The organism is Collinsella sp. AM16-21 (assembly GCF_003471905.1).
GTDB lineage: Bacteria > Actinomycetota > Coriobacteriia > Coriobacteriales > Coriobacteriaceae > Collinsella.
The window spans coordinates 25,050-45,952 of the sequence record NZ_QRKJ01000009.1 but is presented as its reverse complement, the minus strand read 5'-3'; the positions used below and the strand labels follow the sequence as shown (position 1 = coordinate 45,952).

The window sequence follows — 20,903 nt, the reverse complement described above, 5'->3', positions numbered from 1 at the left end:
CAAAGGGACTGTCCCTTTGTCACATTATTCGGAGCGTAGGGCTTCCACAGGGTCTTTCTTGGATGCGCTGCGAGCCGGCAGCAGGCCGGCAACGACCGTCAGCAGCACCGAAATTACAATGAGCATCAGCGCGTCTTGAACGGGCAGGCTCATCAGGTTGGGCACCTGCTTGGCCGCAAGCGCCCAGGCATTAACCGGAAAGCTCACGGCCACCACGACGACAATGGCAAAGACGCCGGCAATGAGGCCTTCGATAAAGGTCTCGGCATTAAATACGTTGGCCACGTTGCGCTTTGACGCGCCGATCGCGCGCAGGATGCCAATCTCCTTTTTGCGCTCCAGCACGCTGATGTAGGTGATGATGCCGATCATGATGGAGCTCACCACCAAACTGATACTCACGAATGCGATGAGCACCAAGCTGATAGTATTCACGATGTCGGTCACCGAGCCCATGATGATGCCCATGTAGTCGGTATACGAGATTGCCTGCTCATCGTGGCCAGCAGCTTTGACCTGCTTGTTGTACGCATCGATGTAATCGAGCACGCGCTCCTTGGCCTCAAAGTCGCGCGGGAAAATCTTGACCGAAATGGGGTCCGCCTCGTCCGCATAGCCCAACGTGGTCAGATTGTTGTCGTAGGTGAGCTTCGACGCCTTGGCATAGCTCATCATGAGCGAGCTCAGGTCCTCGGCGTCCATGTTGAAGTGGATGGCACGAGCAAAGGCGCCCGCATCCACGCGCATGGCGCTCGCCAGGTTGGCAAAACTCGAAGACATCTGCGTCGCCATTTGGTCCATGAACCCTGCCGCACCCGCCTTGAGCTGGGTTGATACCGTCGTCGCAATCTGCTCGCTGACCGCCTTCATCACCTGATCCATAGACTGCTGCAAATACGGAGCCAGCTGCTTTTGCACATAGTCGCCCATCACCTGCTGCAGACGCTCGGCCAAGGCATCGCCGCCCAACGCCTTGAGCTGAGCCAGGCATTGCTGGGCTGCGGCATCATTCTCAAGATACGCCGAGAATGCGGCAGCAAGCTTTGACGCGTCCTTAAGATCTTCGGGCGACAGCGCCTTAAACTGATCAGACTGCAGAAAGCCCTCAAACAGCTGGTTGGCAAGCGTTCCTACCTGCTGCATCTGCTCGGGCGTGAGTTCCAGACCGTCAAAGATGCCCGAGAAATCTGGGGCCGGCGCTTTGGCCATGATGTCGCTGAAGTCGATGTCCTTCCCAACGCCCGAAAGGTCAAGGTCCAGCCCGGACAAGTCGATACCAGAAAGGTCTATACCGCCGGCCGCACCCGAGAGCGCCGACGTATCGAACGAGAACGCACTCTTCAGCGCCGCTTCGTCCACACCGAATATGCTGCCCAAATCCACGCCCTGTTTGGCCTCGCCTTGCAGTTCATCGAAAGACTTGCCCGTAAAGACATCCGTCTCGGGGTGGGCAAGCTGCTCCTGCACGATTTGCGAATCGGCAGCACGCTCCATAAGCTGGCGAGTCAGCGCATGCGTATAGGCAATGCCCGGGGACAATGCGCTCGCGTTTGCCGCCTCGTTGGGTCGCACCACGCCCACAATGCGCACGTCAATACCGTCGGCAACCTTGGCTTTCATAAAGTCGGCGTCGCCAGACATGTCAGTCCACATGCCGGTCTCTTCGTTTTTGCGATAGGCATCGGCCGGCGACAACACCTTAAACGTCGTGGACAGTGCATCGTCGTAGGTAAAGTCGCTGCCGGTCTTGGGCGTCTTGACCTTGCCGTCGGCCGTCATGGCACTGTTAACCAGGTCGTTGAGCTCATCGATATCCAGCGCGCCGATGCTGTAGAGCGTGTAGTCGCCCACCGTTCCGCGGCTCGAAAGCACCATCACGGCCTCGTTGGCGGACGTAGGCCAATGGCCGGCAACGACATCGTACTGGCTGTCGAGCAGGCTCTGGTCGTCAATCATCTCGTTAAAGACCGACGTTCCCATGGAATCCATGCTCACCGTTGCCGCCGAGCTCGCGCCTCCGCTCATGGCCTCGGTCATAGCGTTGGGAACAAGGCGAACGGGCTTCTCGTCGCCCTTACTCGAACGATAGACAACCGGCGTCACGCCGTAACCATACTGAATAGCGTTGACCTCTTTGTCGATACCGTTGCCGCCGTCGTCAAGCCATGCCTTAAAGCTCGTCATATCGTTAGATTTAACACTTGCGAACATGTCCTTTACGGCCGTGACCACAGGGATCTTATCGGTCCCCTGAGCCTTGCCGCCGGTAGCGCCATCGGACGAGTCCTCGCCCTTGGACGCCTCCTCATCCGTGCCCCCCTGTCCGCCCATCATAGACGACAGGTCGTAATCTTGTTTGGAAATCGTAAGCGGGTAGCTTGAGAGCGTGTCCTCCTCGACCTTTTTGATGTAGCCGTTTACGCCGTTGGAGAGCGCCAGAATCGCCGCGATGCCAATAATGCCAATCGAACCTGCAAAGGCAGTCATGGCCGTACGGCCCTTCTTGGTCATGAGGTTTCGGGCAGAAAGCCCCAGCGCCGTCATAAAGCTCATCGAGGTTTTGCGCGTGGGTTTTGCCTCGCGATGTGCGACCGTGGCCACATCAAAGGGGTCGGAATCGTCGGTGACCTTGCCGTCCGCCAGGCTGACGATGCGCGTGGCGTACTGGTACGCCAGCTCGGGATTGTGCGTGACCATGATGACCAGACGATCGCGCGCAACGTCCTTGAGCAAATCCATAACCTGCACGGACGTCGTTGAATCCAAGGCGCCGGTCGGCTCGTCAGCCAGCACAATCTCGGGGTCGTTGATCAAGGCGCGGGCAATGGCCACGCGCTGCATCTGCCCGCCCGAAAGCTGGTTCGGGCGTTTGTCAACGTGCTCGCCCAGACCAACCGTCTCGAGCGCCTTACGCGCACGCTGGCGGCGCTCGGCATGTCCCACGCCCGTGAGCGTAAGCGCCAGCTCCACGTTTTCCAAAATGCTCTGGTGCGGAATGAGGTTGTAGCTCTGAAACACAAAGCCAATGCGATTGTTTCTGTAGGCATCCCAATCGCGGTCGCTGAAATCCTTGGTCGAGATGCCATCGATCAGCAGGTCGCCGGAATCGAAATGGTCGAGTCCACCAATGACGTTGAGCATCGTAGTTTTACCCGAACCCGAGGGACCCAGGATGGCTACAAACTCGTTATCGCGAAAAGACAGGCTTACGCTGTCGAGCGCTACCTGCGTAAACGACTGCGTAACGTACCTTTTGCAAATAACTCTGAGATCCAGCATGGACGGCAACCTCTCTCGCGCGGGCGCGCTCGCCCGCTCCCCCGCCGTTCACGTTCGGCGCGTTTGTCCTACTCTATCCTCATTTTTGGCCGATACCAGTGAGGAATGTAACGAACCGCGCCAAAAAACGAACGGGACAGCACGCCGCATGGCGCACCATCCCGCATATAACATCCCCGATGCGACAAAGAGGCTGTCACTTTGTCACATTCCAATGCGCGCTACTTTTCGAGCCCGCACGGCATAACGTTAGCGCTGCCGCGGCGAGCCTCAGTCACGGCTGCAAAGAAGCGATAGCCGCCCGAGAAGTTAAAGCATTCAAAGCCATGCTGCGCCAAAATGCGGCAAGCAATGTAGCTGCGAATGCCGCTCTGGCAAATCACGTAGACCGGCTTGGCCCGGTCGAGCTCGCTCAGGCGATTGCGCAGATCATCGACGGGAATGTTTACGAAACCATCGATATGCCCGCGCTCATACTCCCCTTCCGTACGAACATCGAGCAGCTGCACGCTGCCATCGCGTGGCAAGTTGGGCTCATCCTCCCAATGCCACTGCGCCAGTATGCCGCGATTGAGGTTCTCGATCATAAAGCCCGCCATATTGACGGGATCCTTCGCCGATGAATACGGCGGCGCGTATGCTAGGTCCAAATCCTTAAGCCTATCGCCGCGCATGCCTGCCTGGATGGCAGTCGCCAGAACGTCGATACGCTTGTCCACACCATCGATGCCCACGATTTGCGCACCCAGCAGGCGCAATCCCTGCTTCTCGAAGACAACCTTCATGGTCATGGGCGTTGCACCCGGATAATAACCCGCATGCGAACCGGGCGACAGGACCACGCTGTCGCAGTCAATTCCCGCCGCGTGTGCCGCCTTTTCGGATAGTCCCGTGCTTGCCGCCGTCAAGTCGAATACCTTGATAACCGATGAGCCCAACGATCCGAGGTAGCAGCTGTCCATGCCGGCTATGACATCGGCGACGACACGCCCCTGCTTGTTGGCGGGGCCGGCGAGCGAAATGACCGCGTCCTCGCCGGTCACCTGATGCGTGACCTGCACGGCATCGCCCACGGCATACACGTCGGCAGCAGAGGTCTCCATGCGGTCGTTGACCACAATAGCCCCCTTGATGCCCAGTTCGAGCCCCGCCTCTTGCGCCAGATGGCTCTCAGGTGCCACGCCAATGGCAAGCAGCACCATATCGGCTCCGATAGGGTCATCGCCCGCAACATGGGTGACAACGCGGCCATCAACTTCCTCAAAACCTGTCACATCGGCCTTGAGGCGCAGATCGATACCGTGCTCACGCACCTCGGTATGCAAAAGGGTCGCCATGTCGTAATCCAGGTTGTTCATAAGCTGGACGGGACGCTGCAGAAGGGTCACCTGGAGCCCCAGCTCACACAGATTCTCCGCCGTCTCGACGCCAATGAAGCCGCCGCCGATCACGACGGCACTGCTCGGTCGCCGCTCTCGAACATAGCTGTGAATACGCAGCGTGTCCTCAACGGTGCGTAGGCTAAAGATTTTATCCGAGTCGATGCCCGGCAACGCAGGGCGAATCGGCTTTGCACCCGGCGACAGGATGAGCTTGTCATACGTCTCGACAAATTCCTCGCCCGTCAGCATATTGCGAACCTCGACCGTATGCGAATCGGGATGGATGGCAAACACCTCGTGACTCGTCTTGACCGCAATGCGAAAGCGATCCCAAAAGCCCTTGGGAGACTGCAGCGTCAATGCGCTCTCTTCTTCTATCACGCCGCCAATGTAGTACGGAAGCCCACAGTTGGCATACGATACAAAACCCGTGCGCTCAAAGATGACAATTTGGGCCTGTTCGTCGAGTCTGCGCAAACGTGCCGCCGCCGATGCGCCGCCCGCGACGCCTCCAACGATAACCACCTTCATAGCTAACGCACCACCTTTCCCGTGTAGCCGCTTATGCCGCCGATATTCTTGACACTGCCATACCCAGAACGCTTAAGAAAACTCACAGCTTGGTTGCTTCGCGCACCGCTCAGGCAATGCACGAAAAGCTGCGTGCCCTTTCGACGTATACCCATGATGCTACCCCGAAGCAGAAAAAAGAGTCGCTGTTTCCAGCGACTCCCCTTCAGTTGTCTGTCCCACGGACTTACTGTTCGCTCTTCGCGAGTGCCTGATCGATCAGTTTGTTGAGCGCCTCGCGCTGCTCAGCGGAGTTGATGCCGCCCATGATCGGCTCTCCCACAATGTTACCGTTCTGGTCGATCACGTAGGTGGTCGGGAACGAGTACAGGTTGGAGGTGAACTTTCCGGCCTCGCTGTCCGACTTAAACCAGATGTTCTTATACGTCACGCCCTTCTTGGAAAGCACGTCCTTGGCATCGGCCACCTCGTCTTTGTTGCCATCGAGCGTAAAGGAATTAACGCCCACGACCTGGCCGCCCTTCTCGGCAAGCTCCTTGTTGAGCTTCTCCAGATCGCCCAGCTCTCCCACGCACGGCTTGCAGGTGGTAAACCAGAAGTTCATGACGGTGACCTTGTTCTTGGAGAACAGCTCGTCGCTGTTTACATCGTTGCCGTCCAAGTCCTTGCCCTTAAAGCTGGGGAACTTCGTCTCCCCGCTCTCGCCGTTGGTCACGCCCGCGGTCGAGGCATCAACACTCTCCCCCTCGCCGGGCGTGCTGCCACATCCGGGGAACTCCTTCTCCAGCGCCATGAGCTTGTCCTCGATCTCCTTGACCTGCTGCGCGCCGGCCTTAAGCGTCTTAAGCTCGTCAGCCGCAAACTGATCCTTGGCGCCCTCGATGGTATCGAGCAAGAAGTCACCGTAGTTCTTGCCGTCCTCAATCATGGGAGTGTCTTTGTTGGCCGCAAGGAACACCTTTTCCCATAGGGCGTTATCGCTCGCAAAGATCTCGTTTTCCTTTTGCAGCAGCTGCTGGTACAGCTTGGCCGCCTCCTCGGCGCTCGACGGCTTTTGCGCTATGAGCTCGGCAATCTGCGCATCGCCGCTCGTAGCATCCTTCGCGTCGCCCTTGGGGGCAGAGCACGCCGCGAGAGTCAGCGCCAGCACGGGCAGCATCAACAGAGCCGCAATTTTTGACAGTTTCATGGTTCCTCCGTTTATATCGAAACTTATATAGGTACCTATTTGTTTTCGCAGGCTTGCGTGGACTGCGCGGGTTTGTCGCCCGTCACACCCAGCCCATAGCGAAAGCTAATAGCATCGACGGGGCACGCGCCCACGCATTTGCCGCAACGAATGCATTCGGCATGGTTGGGCGTACGCGTAACGTCCACGTCCATTTGACACACCTTGGCGCACTTGCCGCACGAGACGCATTTGCACTGGTCAACCTGGATCCCCAGTAAAGACACCTTGTTCATGAGCGCATAAAACGCACCGAGGGGGCAAATCCATTTGCAGAAGGGGCGGTAGAACAGCACGCTCAGCACCGCAACCGCAATGAGGATCGCGAGCTTCCAGGTAAAGAGCTTTCCCAGCGCGGAGCGGATTCCCACGTTCATGATGGACAGCGGAATCGCGCCCTCGAGCACACCCTGCGGGCAGATGTACTTGCAAAAGAACGGGTCGCCCATACCCACATCGTTAACCACCAAGACGGGCAGCAGCACCACGGCAAACAGTAGCACGGCATACTTGATGTACGTGAGCGGCTTGAGCTTTTTCGTGGAGAGCTTTTTGCTGGGAATCTTATGCAGAAGCTCTTGCAGCCATCCAAACGGACACAAAAAGCCGCATACAAAACGTCCCAGTAGCACGCCGATCAGAATGAGCGTTCCGGTGACGTAATACGAAAAGCTGAACTTAGACGATCCCACCACCGACTGAAACGACCCGATGGGGCACGCACCCGAGGCCGCTGGACACGAGTAGCAGTTAAGCCCCGGCACGCAGACGGCTTTGCCGGCTCCCTGGTAGATACCGCCCTTGGCAAAGTTAGGCAGGTGAATATTGGTCGCAAGCGTCGCCGCCGCCTGAATCAATCCACGAAATCGCGCTAAAAGATGCGATGCAGTGTTTTTTCTTTTATCCAATTCCGATACACTCCAAGCACAGCCTGATTGCCTTGGCCAGCACGGCATCTGCCTCGCCGCGCATAATTCCAAAGCCAACCATGGCTACCCCAACGATCAGCAAAGCCACCTGCGCCACAGGCTTAATCGCTTTGAACAATCTGACCACTCCTTTCGTTTCGCGACCCATTGGACCATACCGACTATAAAATCCGTGTTAAGCGTGAATGACTATGCAAGGAGAACGTTATGCGCATCTTGGTCGTCGAGGACGAGCGGGCGCTGTGCGATGCGATCGCACGCAGCCTGCGCAACTTGGCCTATAGCGTCGACTGCTGCTACGACGGGCAGCAGGCCCTCGATCTACTCGATGTCGAGACCTTTGATCTTGTCGTGCTCGACCTCAATCTCCCCCATGTCGACGGCATGACCGTGCTCAGGCAACTCAGGACAACTGATTGTGAGACCAAGGTGCTTGTGCTCTCGGCACGTGGCGAGGTCTCCGACAAGGTAGCGGGGCTCGATGCGGGCGCCAACGACTACCTCACCAAGCCGTTCCATCTTGACGAGCTGGCGGCACGCATACGCAGTCTCACGCTCAGGCGCTTTACGCAAAACGACGTTGTTCTAACCTGTGGATTGTTGAGCTTTGACACCAAGGCGCGCCTCGCCTCCGTGGGCGGCGAGACCCTATCCCTCACGCGCAAGGAGACCGGCATCTTGGAATACCTGATGCTTAACCAGGGGCGGCCGGTGAGCCAGGAAGAGCTTATCGAGCATGTATGGGACAGCAGCGTCAACAGCTTTAGCAACGCGACCCGCGTGCATATCTCGTCGCTGCGAAAAAAGCTGCGCGGTGCGTTGGGGCACGACCCCATCCGCAACCGAATCGGCGAAGGCTACGTTATGGAGGACGGCAAATGAAGCGGCTGTCGCTGCAGTGGCGCATCACGTTGATGACGGCACTGCTGATATGTTCAACCTGCGTACTTATGAATTGCCTGGTTGGCTACTCCGGCATGCGCTACATGGACTCGATCGGCAATGAACTATCGGCGCACAGCAAGGTGGAGGCGGCCTCGCCCAGCTCATTTGACCCGACAAACAAAGAGCTCGACGACGCGCTGACCATCGTCGTGAACGACGCCCAAGAATCGTTTGGCGCGACGAGCTGGTATATAACTGCGGCGGTGACGCTGCTCGGCGGCGTGCTGGCCTACTTTGTAAGCGGGCGCGCACTGCGACCGCTGCGCTTCTTTGCGACGCAAGTCGAGAGCGTGCGGCCCGACAACCTCGCTGACACAAAAATCAGCGAGGACGTGCCCTCTGAACTCAGGCGCTGCAGCGCGTCGTTTAACGACATGATTGCCCGCCTTGACGAGGGATTTTCCGCACAAAGACAGTTTACGGGCAATGCGGCGCACGAGCTGCGCACGCCACTTGCGCTCATGCAGGCCCAGGTTGAGCTTTTTTGCGCCGAGCACCCCGACGCCGACGCCGATACAGCGAGCCTGCTCGGGCTGCTGCAGGAGCAGACCGAGCGGATGACGCACATGACAAAGACCCTGCTCGAGATGAGCGAGCTGCGCAGTGTCCCTTGCAACGATGCGATTGACCTGGCGCCGATGATCGAAGAAGTACTCACGGACCTGGCGCCCCTTGCCGAGCAAAAGGGCATCGCGCTCGCAAGTGAGGGCGACGCGCAAACGATCGGCAGCGATACGCTAATCTATCGGCTGCTGTTCAACTTGGCCGAAAACGCCATACGTTACAGCGCGCCCAACTCGACCGTGCAAATCAACGCCTGCGCCGAAGGCGACCGTGTGCTGCTACGCGTGCGCGACCAGGGGCCGGGCATTCCCGAGCAATACCAGACGAGCATCTTTCAGCCCTTCTTTCGCGTCGACAAATCGCGCAGCAGGGCATACGGCGGCGTGGGGCTGGGACTTGCGCTGGTCTGGGAGATTGCCGCGCTCCACGGCGGCTCCATCGAGGTCGAAGAGAGCTCGGAGCGCGGAACGACCATGCTCGTGACTCTTCCCACTCGCGCACTCGGCTCATTAAAATAACGAACGGGATGGCACGCCGCGTGGCGTACCATCCCGCACATAATATCGAGGATGTGACAAAGGGACTGTCCCTTTGTCACATCTGCTAGTTCTCATCGCCTACCAGCTGAGTTAGCTTACTCCCACTCGACCGTGCCAACGGGCTTCGGCGTGAGGTCGTAGCAAACGCGGCAAATACCGGGGACCTCGGCGGTCACGCGAGCGGTAATGCGCTTGAGCAGCGCCCAGTCGAGCTCAGGCACCTCGGCGGTCATGACGTCGACGGTGTTGATGCAGCGAATAATGCAGGGCCAGTCGTAGGCGCGCTTGCCCTCGCGCACACCGGTAGCGCGGAAATCGGGCACTACGGCAAAGTACTGCCAGATGGTCAGGCCGGCCTTGTCGATCTCTTCGCGCACGATGGCATCGGCCTCGCGCAGCGCCTCGAGACGGTCACGGGTGATGGCGCCAAGGCAGCGGACGCCCAGGCCAGGACCGGGGAACGGCTGACGCTCAACCATGTTCTCGGGCAGGCCGAGCTCGCGGCCCACGACGCGCACCTCGTCCTTGTACAGCAGCTTAACGGGCTCGCAGAGCTCAAATTGCAGATCCTCGGGCAGGCCGCCCACGTTGTGGTGAGCCTTCACGCCATCCTGGGACTCCAGGATGTCGGGATAGATGGTGCCCTGGGCGAGGAAGCTGACCTCGTCGCCCACCTTTCGGGCCTCTTCCTCGAACACGCGGATAAACTCGGCGCCGATAATCTTGCGCTTGGTCTCGGGCTCGTCGACGTCGACGAGCTTATCCAGGAAGCGATCAGTAGCGTCGACATAGACCAGGTTCGCATCCATCTGGTTCTTGAAGACGTCGACGACCTGTTCGCTCTCGCCCTTGCGCATCAGGCCGTGGTTCACGTGCACGCAGATGAGCTGCTTGCCGATAGCTTTGATGAGCAGGGCCGCAACTACAGAACTGTCGACGCCGCCGGAAAGAGCCAGCAGGACCTTCTTGTCGCCAATCTGCTCGCGGATTGCAGCAACCTGCTCATCGATGAACACCTGGGCAAGTTCGGGAGTGGTGATACGCACCATGTCGTCGGGGCGCTTGTTGGGATCCATGCAAAGCTCCTTTTCGGTTCGATGGGAATGCGCTACACGTATGCAAACGCACCGTCATATGACCTCATTATATGCAGAGCGAGGTTCGTTTCCCATCGCTGCGACGGAGCTTTTTGTAGGGGTGGCAATTTTTCCTAATGTCGAGGTCAGCTAGGCTTCGGTAGTCACCTTGGGAGCATCGCCAATAGACTCTTCCTTTATACGTTCGGCATAATCGTAGGCGATAACCACAAATTCCAGTCCCGATCAACAGGGGTAAAATGGCTGCTAATGTTGCCAGCTGTTGGGAGATGGAAGATGGACTGCGATGGCTACCCGCGCATTCCCATGCCGTTGATGTGCACTGCCTTTGTGCCGGGGCAGATTGACGCTGCGGTTGCAGGCATTTCCGACCCCGATTCACGCACCATCGCCACGGCAGAAGCGCTGTACTTTCGCGGACAGGCCACACTCGCCGCCGAGACAGCACGCCCCTATCTTGACGTCACCGATCCCGCGCTGCGCTATTCCGCATGCTTTATCTGCGGATACGCCAGTCTGTCGCTCAACCGTATCGCCGACGCCCGCCGGTGCCTTGCGGGCATCCTCGATACGCCGGCCGACGAGGAATCGCCCGCCGTCCACGCCACGCATATCCTGTTCGCCTCGGCCGCGAGCGTCCTGCTGCACTTGCCTTCCCCGTATTCTGCCGAAGAGTTTTATCCACTTGCGGCGCACCTACCCGAAGGCCTGCGACTGTTCGCCAGCTACGTGATGGCGCACGCCTTGTATCTGCGCGGCGAATACGGCCGCAGCCTGGGCATGGCGGAAAACGCCCTAATTATGAAACAGGGAAGCTATCCCATCTCGGAACTGTTCCTGCACCTGGCAGCTTCCATGGCATGCATGAGCCTCAAGGACATCGACGCCGCAAAAGCGCATTTTGGAGCCGCTTGGGACATTGCGCGCCCCGACGGCCTTATCGAGCTCATTGGCGAGCACCACGGCCTTTTGCAGGGGCTCATCGAGGCATGCCTAAAAACGCAATACCCTGACGACTTCGCACGCATCATCGAGATCACGTACCGCTTCAGCTACGGCTGGCGGCGCATCCACAACCCCGATTCGGGCGAGGACGTTGCCGACGATTTAACGACCACGGAGTTCACCATGGCCATGCTCGCCTGCCGCGGATGGACCAACGCTGAAATCGCACGCCATATGGGAGTATCGCCGGGCACCGTCAAAAACCGCCTATCCGGCGTATACGCAAAGCTTGGCATCGGCACACGCGCCGAGCTGGTCGCGCACATGTTGCGTTAGCGACCGGGCTGCCAAGCGCATCGAACGCGTTCCGGAACCCGGCGCTTCGCTCGATCAATTTGGACATTTTGACCCTTGAACGGCACTACCGCCACGAAGCGTCTTCTCGCAAAATTGGATTATTTCCACCGATATTTGCGGGATGGGAGCCCAAAATGCTTGATCGCCGTTCGTTACTTGTTGCTGGAGCGTCCTCGCTGGCGAGCATTATGTTGCCTCGCGTGCCGGGATGCGAAAATGCCTTCCTGCTGCCGTTCGCGCCCACCGCGGCCTATGCCGACGAAGAAAACCCCTTCAAGGTCCTGGTGCTCTCGCGCACCATGTTCGGCGTGGTGGTGGTCGACGTCGCCAACAAGAATACGCCTATCGCAGGCGCCAAGGTCACGCTCACGTCGCGCTACGCCGCAGGCAAGCAGCTCACCGTCACGACCGATGACGAAGGCACGGCCATCTTTGAGGTCGCGCCGCTTTCGGAAGACTACGTGGACGAGGCAACGCTTCTCGACGCATACGACTTTAACGGCGGCATCTCCATTAGCATGGCGGGCTTCCGCGATGTCGAGATTCCCCTTGCGCGTATCCAGGGCGGCACCGCCATAACCGCACCCACACGTCCGCTCTCCGATGGCGAGCCGTACTTTCGACAGCTCACGTTCGACGAATGGGACATCCAGTACGCCGACGCCACGTTTATGGCAATGCCAGCGGACGAAGCAGCAAACGACCAGCCCGACACGCACGCTTTTACCGTGCAGGCTCATCTGCCGCAGGGCGGGCAGGCAACATTGCATATCAATAAAGTGATGCCCGCTGCGGGCAGCTCAACCGAAACCGTCACGCAGATCGGCCAGATCAAGGCCAGCGCATCAGGCGCGGATAATCTGGCGACGTTCACGCTCGAAGACAAGTTCCTCGATGCAGCGTCGAGCCTTCTGGAAGAAGGATGCAAGTTGCGCTTTGTCCTCGACTACCAGGGCAAGACCTATACACTCTCCTCCCCCATGGCCGTTGTCACTGCGCCGGCCGCAAAGGCGGAATCGGGCTCGACCACTATCGTCCCCACTACCATGGACCAAGAGATCACTCCGTTTGATTTCCCCGCGGCGTTTCCCGGCATCGGTGGTAATAAGTTCACGTGTTGGATGCCCGCATTTCCGATCCTCTTCGATTTCTCGTTTGCTGGATACGTGCTGTTTGGCGGAGGATACAAACCAGCCAGCTATATGAACGATTCGGGCAATCCGGATCCGGAGTACTGGAAGAAATCGCCGCGCGAGTCGGGCGCCAAGCAGGCAAACCGCTATCTCGACGAGATGGAGGGGAAGTGGAATCAGCACAAGAGCATGAGCGCCGGTTCGGGCACCGATCCAAGGAACACCAAGCTCCTTCGCCACCATTGCACGCTGCTGTTCACGATGGATATCGCCACGCAGCTGTACGGCTCGCTCGCCTACGATTGGGTGGGCAAAACCTGGGGCAACAACAACGACCCCGCATACGGCAATATTAAGGCCCTCTTCCAGGTAAGAACCGACCTCAATTGGACCGAGCAGTTTACCCTGGGACCGGTGCCGTTTTTCCTAAACGTCAACCCCTGGGTGCTAGCAAAACTGGCGCTCGCTGTGGGCGCCCACACGCACGGTAGCGGCGCGGCGTTTTTCAAAAACATTTCGCTCGACTATTCCAACACGTCGGGCTCGTTCACCATCCAGATCGGGCTTGCCGTTACCTTTGGCGCCGGCGTTGCGGGCGTCGCCTCGTCTGCCGTGCGCGGCGCCGCATCCCTCACGCTGTTCATCGGGTACGAGAAGGCAGATGGACACCAGCTTCCGCGACTGCGCGTAGGTGCAGACGTCGATGTCGACGTGATACTCCAGTTCGTAATGTTCAAGTGGACCACCAAGGCTTGGTCGGGATCGTGGCCCACACTCGCCGATTCGTGGGATATGTCAGTGAACAATGGCGATCAGTATGTGCTCCAGCGCTCTGAGCTGGCCTTGAGTGGAGATACGCCCTACACGCTGGATGCCCGCTTCGACTCAGCCGGCAACGCCGAGGCAGGTGGTGTGCCGCAATTTATCGCATCGGCCACCATCGTCACTAACGCCGAGCTGCTCGCACGCGCCGAGGTTGCAGCCACCGCGATAAACGTCGCGCCTGTCGTGCGCGATTGGGATCAAGCGGTCACGCGTATTGAGCTCGAGGCGGATGCAGAAAGCGACGACACGGGACAGATCGAGCATTTCGTCCATACGCTGATAGAGAACGACGAAAATGCCGCGCCGATGTATGGGTACGCCTATATCGGCCAAGCGAGGAACGCCGTTGCGGACCCCAACGCCAATTCTGCCGGTGTATCGGAGGACGAGCGTGGCGGCATCAAGCCCTCGAGTGACAACGTGCTGTTTACTGGCGTGCTCAGCGAAGCTCACATGAAGCCGGCAATGATTGCCGGCGCAGAATGCCTATTCCGTATCGCCTCGGTGCGCTACGGCGAGAATGGCCGCTCGCGCCTAGTGGTGCACACAAAGGCAAACGGCACGTGGTCCGCTCCCACGCCCGTGGACTTTCCCCTTGGGTTTGGCGAGGGCGACGTGGAGCGCGACGGCATATACGATTACGACTTCGACGTAGTGGAATATACGGACGGAAGAGGAAACCAAGACGCCTACGTGTTGCTGGTCTCGGGCGAGCGCCGCGACGGCGACAACACCCTTTTCGATGCGGCGAGCACATCCGGCATACTGTCCGTTGTGCGCCTGCGCATAAGCAACGGCGGAATTCGCGTGGTGTCGCATACGTCATGGCGCAGCATCTCGCGCGGCCGCCTGCAAGAGGATGGCTACCATTGCCTGCAGTGCCCGCGTATCACGGTGGGCAAGACGCTGGTCGACGGACGCCTGTCGGGTGCCTACCTCCACCGCCGCGGAACCACCGCAGAAAAGGCGCTCGGCAGCGAGGCTGAGGTTGCGCTGGAGTGCTTCACCCTGTGGTCGGACGTTTCGGGCGACAGCCTGACGTTCCGCCAAGTTCTCCGCTTTCCGCAAGCACCGTCAAGCATCGAGCTGGGCGTACCCGAAAATATCAACGGCAAAATGGTGGTGCCCGTTGCGTACGAGACCGCAGACGGTTGCGGCTGCGCATCGTACGCCGTGATCGGCCAGTCCATTGCGGGCTGGGGCGTTATGCCACCAGACGCCACGGTACCCCATGCGGCGCCGTGGCCACAACATTCGGGCTTTTTGGCCACCATCAACGGGCAGCTGCAGCATATTACTTGGACGCGAGGCGCATCGGCATTTGCAACGCAGCCCGTGGGTGCCGCAGGCTGTGGCCCGGCGTCGTTTAGCGTAAGCAACAACGGCAGGTGCGCGCTCTATGTAGAGAACACCGATGGCAAGGTGGGACAAACCTACGACGAAGAAGGCAACCCGGTAGCAGTGATGGGCAAGCACTTCCGCATCTTCGCCAGCACCTTGGCAGGCGATCTGTTCACGGAGCCGTTCGTGATGTGCGAGCTGAACCATCCCGTCGATCAGATAACGACATTTTTGACGTCGGGAGGCATGCTCTCCGCGCTCGCCACGCACATTGTGAGCGCGGAGAAGAGCGAGGCAGAGCTGCACGGCATCGAAGTGCCCTTGGTGGCGTGTGCCACTCCGACGGGCGCGGTCGCTACCTCGGGCGCGGTGGTGCCCGGAGCAGCAGGCGAATCCTTCATGGTCACGGTGCGAAACGACGGCAACACTTTGCTGACCGCCGGTACGATCGATCTGTACCGAGAGGGCTCCGGCCAGCCGTTCTCCAGCGCATCCATCGGGTTCGGAGCGAACGCACGCATGGCTTCGATCTACGATCCAGAGCTTGCCGAGGATGCTTCGGCCAACGATATGGCACGCGTGAAATACGCGCTCGAGACGCTGGGCGCGCGTTTTGCAACGCACCCGCTGGTAGCCGACAACGGCAACGCCGTGCTGGCACCGGGTTGCACGGCACAGTTCCGCATGAGCTTCGCCATCCCCGAGAGTTGGAGCGACGAAGTGGGCAAACGCGTAACGCTCTACGCAAAGGCGCGCGACCTGGTGGCGCTCGACCCCGTGACGCTCGAGGAAATCCGACCGGGTGCAAACTCGGCGCTGGGTGCCGTGCTGCACGAGCTTCACGTGTCCGATGCAGCATGCGAACGCTCGGAAGTGCAGGTCGGCGTATGCGACAGCGCGGATACGACAGGACTTCACGACGCCCCGATGACGGCGGACGGCGATGGTGGCTCGAGTGGCGGCGGTACTGACAAGGGCGGCGGCTCCGGCGGAAGCAGCTCCGGTGGCGGCAAGGACCACGGCAATAACAAGCGCTCCGGAAAAGCGGGCGCGCTTGCGGGCACGGGCGACAGCAACGTCCCCCTAACCGCAGCCGCAGCAGCACTCGCCGCAGCTGGTGCCGGCCTCGTCGCCTACAGCGCCCGCCGCACGGCGCTCGAAACCGACACCGCCAATGAGGTCAATTCGGATAAGCCTCGCTAGCTCCTAGTTACTTTTGTGAGAGACGCCGACTCGGCTCATCGAACGTCAAAATGGGCTGGTTCTGGATACCCAGAGCCAGCCCATTACGCATTAGATGTCGTCAGAGGAGTCGAGTTCTGCCTCGAGCTTGGCACGGCGTCTTTTCGCCGTGAAAAACGTTGCGCACAGGGCAGCAAACGTGGCCGCGAAAATCGTCGCACCGCAGAACACACCCGTGGCCAGGTTCGCCAACCAAAAGACGCTTTCGAGCGGTACGATCTGCGCCTCAGCGATACAGCGCATTGCGGCAATAACAAGCGCGAACGCGGCGCCGCTAAGACCGCTGACAAGCATGAAATACCCAACAGGAAGATGCTCGGTTTGCCCAAAACGATTGGTATCGACATAGCCCTTCCGCGTTTGCAGTCCTGCGCAAATCAACATCACGATAACGAGCCACAAATACATGGCTGCCTCGAACGGCGTTGCAAAGCCATGCGGCATTTCACTAGCGTCGCTGTGAACCCACGCAACCTGTCGAGCTATAAACTGGTAGAAAAAAATCATCAACATGCCAAACGAAAGCAGCACGAAACCAATCTTGTAGATCTTCGCGTTCTCAGCCTCCAGGCGTTCATCCTTTGGGCCGGCATATTCACGCCACTTTTGCACGATTTTCAGATCTTCAAATTTCATAGCGAACTCCTAAAGAGCGTCAGGGTCGACGTCGCTCTCGTCTTCCCAAAACAAGTCGTTCAACGTGACGCGTAGCGCTTTACAGATTGCCACGCACAAATTGAGCGTGGGGTTGTAGCCGCCCGCCTCGATCAGGCCGATGGTCTGGCGCGTAACGCCCACGGCTTGGGCTAAGTCGGCTTGCGAAAGGCCAACCGCCGCGCGCGCCGCCTTCATGCGTAGGTTCTTTTTGCCCGGCATGGAGTTCCTTTCGTAGTAATGGACAGATATCCGTTGCAACATGACAGAAATATATTGCATCCATCAGAAGATGTCAACTATATCTGTCATTATGGAAACCATGCTCGTCATTGCGCGCGCGATGCCCCGCTGTACCCGAAACCGCGCGAGGCACTGGCCCTGTTCATCGAGCACCAAAAGGGCTGGCCCCGATAACTCGGAGCCAGCCCTGAGTCGTCTGACGTGAGAATCGCGGCGTTATTTGAGCTTCAGTGCCTCCATCATGGGCACGGCGGCATCCCAGTCGATCTTCCAGCCGATCGACACGCGGACGGTTTCACCCGTTGCGGGAGCCGTCGCAAACAGCGTATGGCCGTTATCGGGACCGGTAAAGCGCAGCCACGTTATGCCATTGTACTCGACCTGATCGGTTGTTGTCTCCTTGCCTTCGTAGACCTGCTCTAGGCTTGCAACCTCTTCCTCCGGCGAGCGCGGGAAGATGCTGATGTTCAGGCGTCCTCCAGTCTCGTCATGGAAGAAGTTTGCCTTTTCGCGCTCTTCGTCGGACGAATCCAGCGTGTACCCATCGGCGGCCTCGATGCTGTACGATGCGCAGTCGATGCCCGTTAAATCTGCCTTCTCGCCAGAATCGGCCGCGCCGCCGGCCGCCTTGAACTCCTTGGTCTCGCAGTCCGTGGTGTCGAAGTACATGGCCTCATGATTCTTGGCGGGGGCGTAAGCGTCTACGAACTCGACAGTGATGGGCCCGTAGTACGCCGTCTTGGGCGCCCAGAAATACACGTACTCAACGGTCTCGCCCGGACCGATATCTGGCCTCTCGGAAAGGTCAATTCCCTTGTGCAGATCATCGGGAGCCTCGCTTGCAACGTAGTCGAGCACGGCCGCCTTGCCGGAAGTAAACAACGGGTCGCCTGCCTCAAGATCGCCCTGGGCAGCATGCACGTTAAAGGAACTGAACGTCCTGTTCTTTGTGTTGTTGTTGGTAATCTTGATGTGCAGGTAAAAGCCGTCCTGCTTCTTGGCATCACCGCGATAGAACGTACCGTGGTCTACCGACTCATAGGTTATGCCAGCCACCTCGACCGTCTGCGACTCATAGGCCTTGGCCTTCTTGGACTTCTCCTGCACAGGTGCGCTCCCGCCCGAGCCACTCGGCGCATTACCGCCGCAGCCGGCAAGCGTACACGCCAACACAGCCGAAAGCGTCACGGTGGGAATTCCTAACAGCAGCTTCTTCGTCATGGGCTTCATCATCCTCACCGCTCCTTTCGGCTTGTAGCTCATCCGTTGCCCGAGTCGCAAGTCGACTCCGTGGCATCGGCTTCCACTATGAGCGTATGACGAAACGCGGCGCCGGCGAAGTGACCCACGGCCCAAATAACGACCCGTCAGCGTTCCTTATGGGCCAAAGGGACTCACACACGCACGCCCGTGGCCCATAAAACGAGACGCTTGTCCCAATGTTCGATTCGATCCATCCGCAAACAAAGTAGGGCGCCTCCAGCCGCCTTCAAACTTACTCGGGCAGAATCAACTCGGTCTTGTCCGAGTAAACGCCGTTCCATCAAATTCCGAACGATTGTTCGATGGATTTCGTGTTGGTTGGAATCGTCTGTGGGCTGGGCTATGCTACCTTGACTATCTATATGACTAAAACGCAGCAAAGGAGCACCGAGAGAGCGAGCATGGCAAAAAACACCGCAAACTATGGTAACGACAGTATTCGTCAGCTCAAGGACGAGGAGCGCGTACGCCTGCGCCCCGCCGTCATCTTTGGCTCGGACGGACTCGATGGCTGCGCGCATGCTGCCTTCGAGATCCTGTCCAACGCCGTTGACGAGGCACGCCAGGGCTACGGCAAACTTATCACCCTTACCGCCTTTCGCGATGGCTCCATTCAGGTAGAGGATAACGGCCGTGGCTGCCCGCTCGACTGGAACCCTTCCGAGAAGCGCTTTAACTGGGAGCTCGTCTTCTGCGAGCTCTACGCCGGCGGCAAGTACAACAACAACCAGGGCGGCGACTACGACTTCTCGCTCGGCACCAACGGCCTGGGCTCCTGCGCGACCCAGTACGCTTCCGAGTACATGGACGTCACGGTTTGGCGTGACGGTAACAAGTACTCCCTGCACTTTAAGAAGGGCAAGGTCGTCGGCGCCAAAAAGAAGGCACTCGAGATTGAGCCCAGCGACGAGGACCGCACCGGCACCGCCATCAAGTGGCGCCCCGATCTTGAGGTCTTTACCTCCATCAGCATCCCCCACGATTGGTATCGCGAGACCATGCGCCGCCAAGCCGTGGTCAACGCCAGCGTGACCTTCCGCCTGCGCATCGAGGGCGACGATGGTGAGTTTTCCGAAGAGGATTTTTGCTATCCCAAGGGCATCGAGGACTACGTGCTCGAGAAGGTCGGTACCGACTACCTTACCGAGCCCTTCTTTATCGAGGCCGACCGTCGCGGTCGCGATCGCGAGGACCTGCCCGATTACAATGTAAAAATCACTGCTTGCATGTGCTTCTCGCGCACTTTCATGATGCAGGAGTACTACCACAACTCATCGTGGCTCGAGAACGGCGGCTCACCCGAGAAGGCCGCCCGTAGCGCTCTGACCAGCGCCATCGATGCCTACATTAAGCAACAGGGCAAATACAACAAAAACGAGAGCGGCATTAAGTGGCAAGACGTCCAGGACTGTCTGGTGCTGGTAACCAACTGCTTCTCCACCCAGACGTCCTACGAAAACCAGACTAAGAAGGCCATCAATAACCGCTTTATCCAGCAGGCCATGACTGCCTTCTTTAAGGAGCGCCTCTCGACCTACTTGATCGAGAACAAGGACGCCGCCAACAAGATCATGGAGCAGGTGCTCATCAACAAGCGTTCGCGCGAGAACGCCGAGAAGACACGCCAGAGCATCAAAACCAACCTGCAGCAAAAGACCGACATGGCCAACCGCGTGCAGAAGTTCATCGACTGCCGCTCCAAGGACAAGAGCCGCCGCGAGATCTACATCGTAGAGGGCGACTCGGCAGCAGGCGCCATTCGCACCTCGCGCGATGCCGAGTTCCAGGGCGTTATGCCCGTCCGCGGCAAGATCCTCAACTGCCTAAAGGAAGATTATCCGCGCATCTTTAAGTCCGACATCATCATGGACCTTATGCGCGTGTTGGGCTGCGGCGTGGAGATCAAGGACAAGCGCATCAAGAACCTTGGCGCCTTCGACCTGGACAACCTCAACTGGAACAAGGTCATCATCTGTACGGACGCCGACGTCGATGGGTACCACATCCGCACGCTCGTGCTCACCATGCTCTATCGACTGGTGCCCACGCTTATCGACGAGGGCTACGTCTATATCGCCGAGTCGCCGCTCTACGAGATCAACTGCAAAGAGAAGACCTACTTTGCCTACACCGAGCTCGAGAAGAACGGCATCCTCAAAGAGATCGGCGACCAGAAGTGCTCGATCAACCGCTCCAAGGGTCTTGGTGAAAACGATCCGGACATGATGTGGCTCACCACCATGAACCCCGAGACGCGCCGCCTGATCAAGGTGGAGCCCGAGGACGTCACCAAGATGGAGACCATGTTCAACCTGTTGCTGGGCAACGACGAGGCGGGCCGTAAGCGCCATATCTCCGAGCACGGCAAGGAATACCTGGACCAGCTGGACCTGCAATAGCAGCAAA

The 20,903-nt window shown here is 58.8% G+C and carries 14 protein-coding genes; 5 read left to right on the top strand and 9 right to left on the bottom strand.

Features of this window, described 5'->3' with window-relative positions:
* Positions 1-24: 24 nt before the first annotated feature.
* From DW180_RS06295 to DW180_RS06275, 5 genes are all read right to left on the bottom strand, one after another.
* Positions 25-3,279: an ABC transporter ATP-binding protein/permease gene (locus DW180_RS06295; protein ID WP_118238008.1), complete on the bottom strand. Its 3,255-nt coding sequence runs from the start codon at positions 3,277-3,279 to the stop codon at positions 25-27.
* Between the two features lie 221 nt (positions 3,280-3,500).
* Positions 3,501-5,192 carry an FAD-dependent oxidoreductase gene (locus tag DW180_RS06290; RefSeq protein ID WP_117583290.1) on the bottom strand — a complete coding sequence of 564 codons (1,692 nt, stop codon included), beginning with the start codon at positions 5,190-5,192 and terminating at the stop codon, positions 3,501-3,503.
* Positions 5,193-5,418: 226 nt separating this feature from the next.
* Positions 5,419-6,381, bottom strand: coding sequence for a redoxin domain-containing protein (locus DW180_RS06285; RefSeq protein ID WP_118238006.1), 963 nt, complete (start codon positions 6,379-6,381; stop codon positions 5,419-5,421).
* 35 nt (positions 6,382-6,416) lie between these two features.
* Complete coding sequence (locus tag DW180_RS06280) at positions 6,417-7,376, bottom strand: 4Fe-4S binding protein (RefSeq protein ID WP_199407861.1); 960 nt, start codon at positions 7,374-7,376, stop codon at positions 6,417-6,419.
* Complete coding sequence (locus DW180_RS06275) at positions 7,321-7,467, bottom strand: CD1871A family CXXC motif-containing protein (protein ID WP_197032826.1); 147 nt, start codon at positions 7,465-7,467, stop codon at positions 7,321-7,323. Before DW180_RS06275 ends, DW180_RS06280 begins: the two co-directional genes overlap by 56 nt.
* 89 nt (positions 7,468-7,556) lie before the next feature.
* Here DW180_RS06275 and DW180_RS06270 point away from each other — a divergent pair, with 89 nt between their 5' ends.
* Both DW180_RS06270 and DW180_RS06265 read left to right on the top strand, forming a co-directional pair.
* Positions 7,557-8,231, top strand: coding sequence for a response regulator transcription factor (locus DW180_RS06270; protein ID WP_117645853.1), 675 nt, complete (start codon positions 7,557-7,559; stop codon positions 8,229-8,231).
* A complete protein-coding gene (locus DW180_RS06265; protein ID WP_117645855.1) occupies positions 8,228-9,376 on the top strand; it encodes a cell wall metabolism sensor histidine kinase WalK in 1,149 nt (382 codons plus the stop codon). Before DW180_RS06270 ends, DW180_RS06265 begins: the two co-directional genes overlap by 4 nt.
* Positions 9,377-9,492: 116 nt before the next feature.
* Here DW180_RS06265 and guaA read toward each other — a convergent pair whose 3' ends face one another.
* Positions 9,493-10,473, bottom strand: coding sequence for a glutamine-hydrolyzing GMP synthase (gene guaA, locus DW180_RS06260; protein WP_118065690.1), 981 nt, complete (start codon positions 10,471-10,473; stop codon positions 9,493-9,495).
* Positions 10,474-10,770: 297 nt separating this feature from the next.
* Here guaA and DW180_RS10385 point away from each other — a divergent pair, with 297 nt between their 5' ends.
* Positions 10,771-11,775, top strand: a complete 1,005-nt coding sequence (locus DW180_RS10385; protein WP_199569914.1) for a helix-turn-helix transcriptional regulator — start codon at positions 10,771-10,773, stop codon at positions 11,773-11,775.
* 155 nt (positions 11,776-11,930) lie between these two features.
* Entirely contained in the window at positions 11,931-16,298 is a 4,368-nt protein-coding gene (locus tag DW180_RS06250) for a hypothetical protein (protein ID WP_118238004.1), read from the top strand.
* A 90-nt stretch (positions 16,299-16,388) separates the two neighbouring features.
* Here DW180_RS06250 and DW180_RS06245 read toward each other — a convergent pair whose 3' ends face one another.
* The 3 genes from DW180_RS06245 to DW180_RS06235 all read right to left on the bottom strand — a co-directional run bounded on the left by DW180_RS06245 (position 16,389) and on the right by DW180_RS06235 (position 18,467).
* Positions 16,389-16,973, bottom strand: a complete 585-nt coding sequence (locus DW180_RS06245; protein WP_118238003.1) for a hypothetical protein — start codon at positions 16,971-16,973, stop codon at positions 16,389-16,391.
* Positions 16,974-16,982: 9 nt separating this feature from the next.
* Positions 16,983-17,213 carry a helix-turn-helix transcriptional regulator gene (locus DW180_RS06240; protein WP_118238001.1) on the bottom strand — a complete coding sequence of 77 codons (231 nt, stop codon included), beginning with the start codon at positions 17,211-17,213 and terminating at the stop codon, positions 16,983-16,985.
* A gap of 237 nt (positions 17,214-17,450) precedes the next feature.
* On the bottom strand, positions 17,451-18,467 hold the full coding sequence (locus DW180_RS06235) for a hypothetical protein (RefSeq protein ID WP_118237999.1): 1,017 nt from the start codon (positions 18,465-18,467) through the stop codon (positions 17,451-17,453).
* 431 nt (positions 18,468-18,898) lie between these two features.
* Between DW180_RS06235 and DW180_RS06230 the strand changes: the two genes are divergently transcribed.
* Positions 18,899-20,896 (top strand): type IIA DNA topoisomerase subunit B, encoded by a 1,998-nt coding sequence (locus DW180_RS06230; protein WP_118237997.1) that lies wholly within the window; start codon positions 18,899-18,901, stop codon positions 20,894-20,896.
* Positions 20,897-20,903 lie beyond the last annotated feature (7 nt).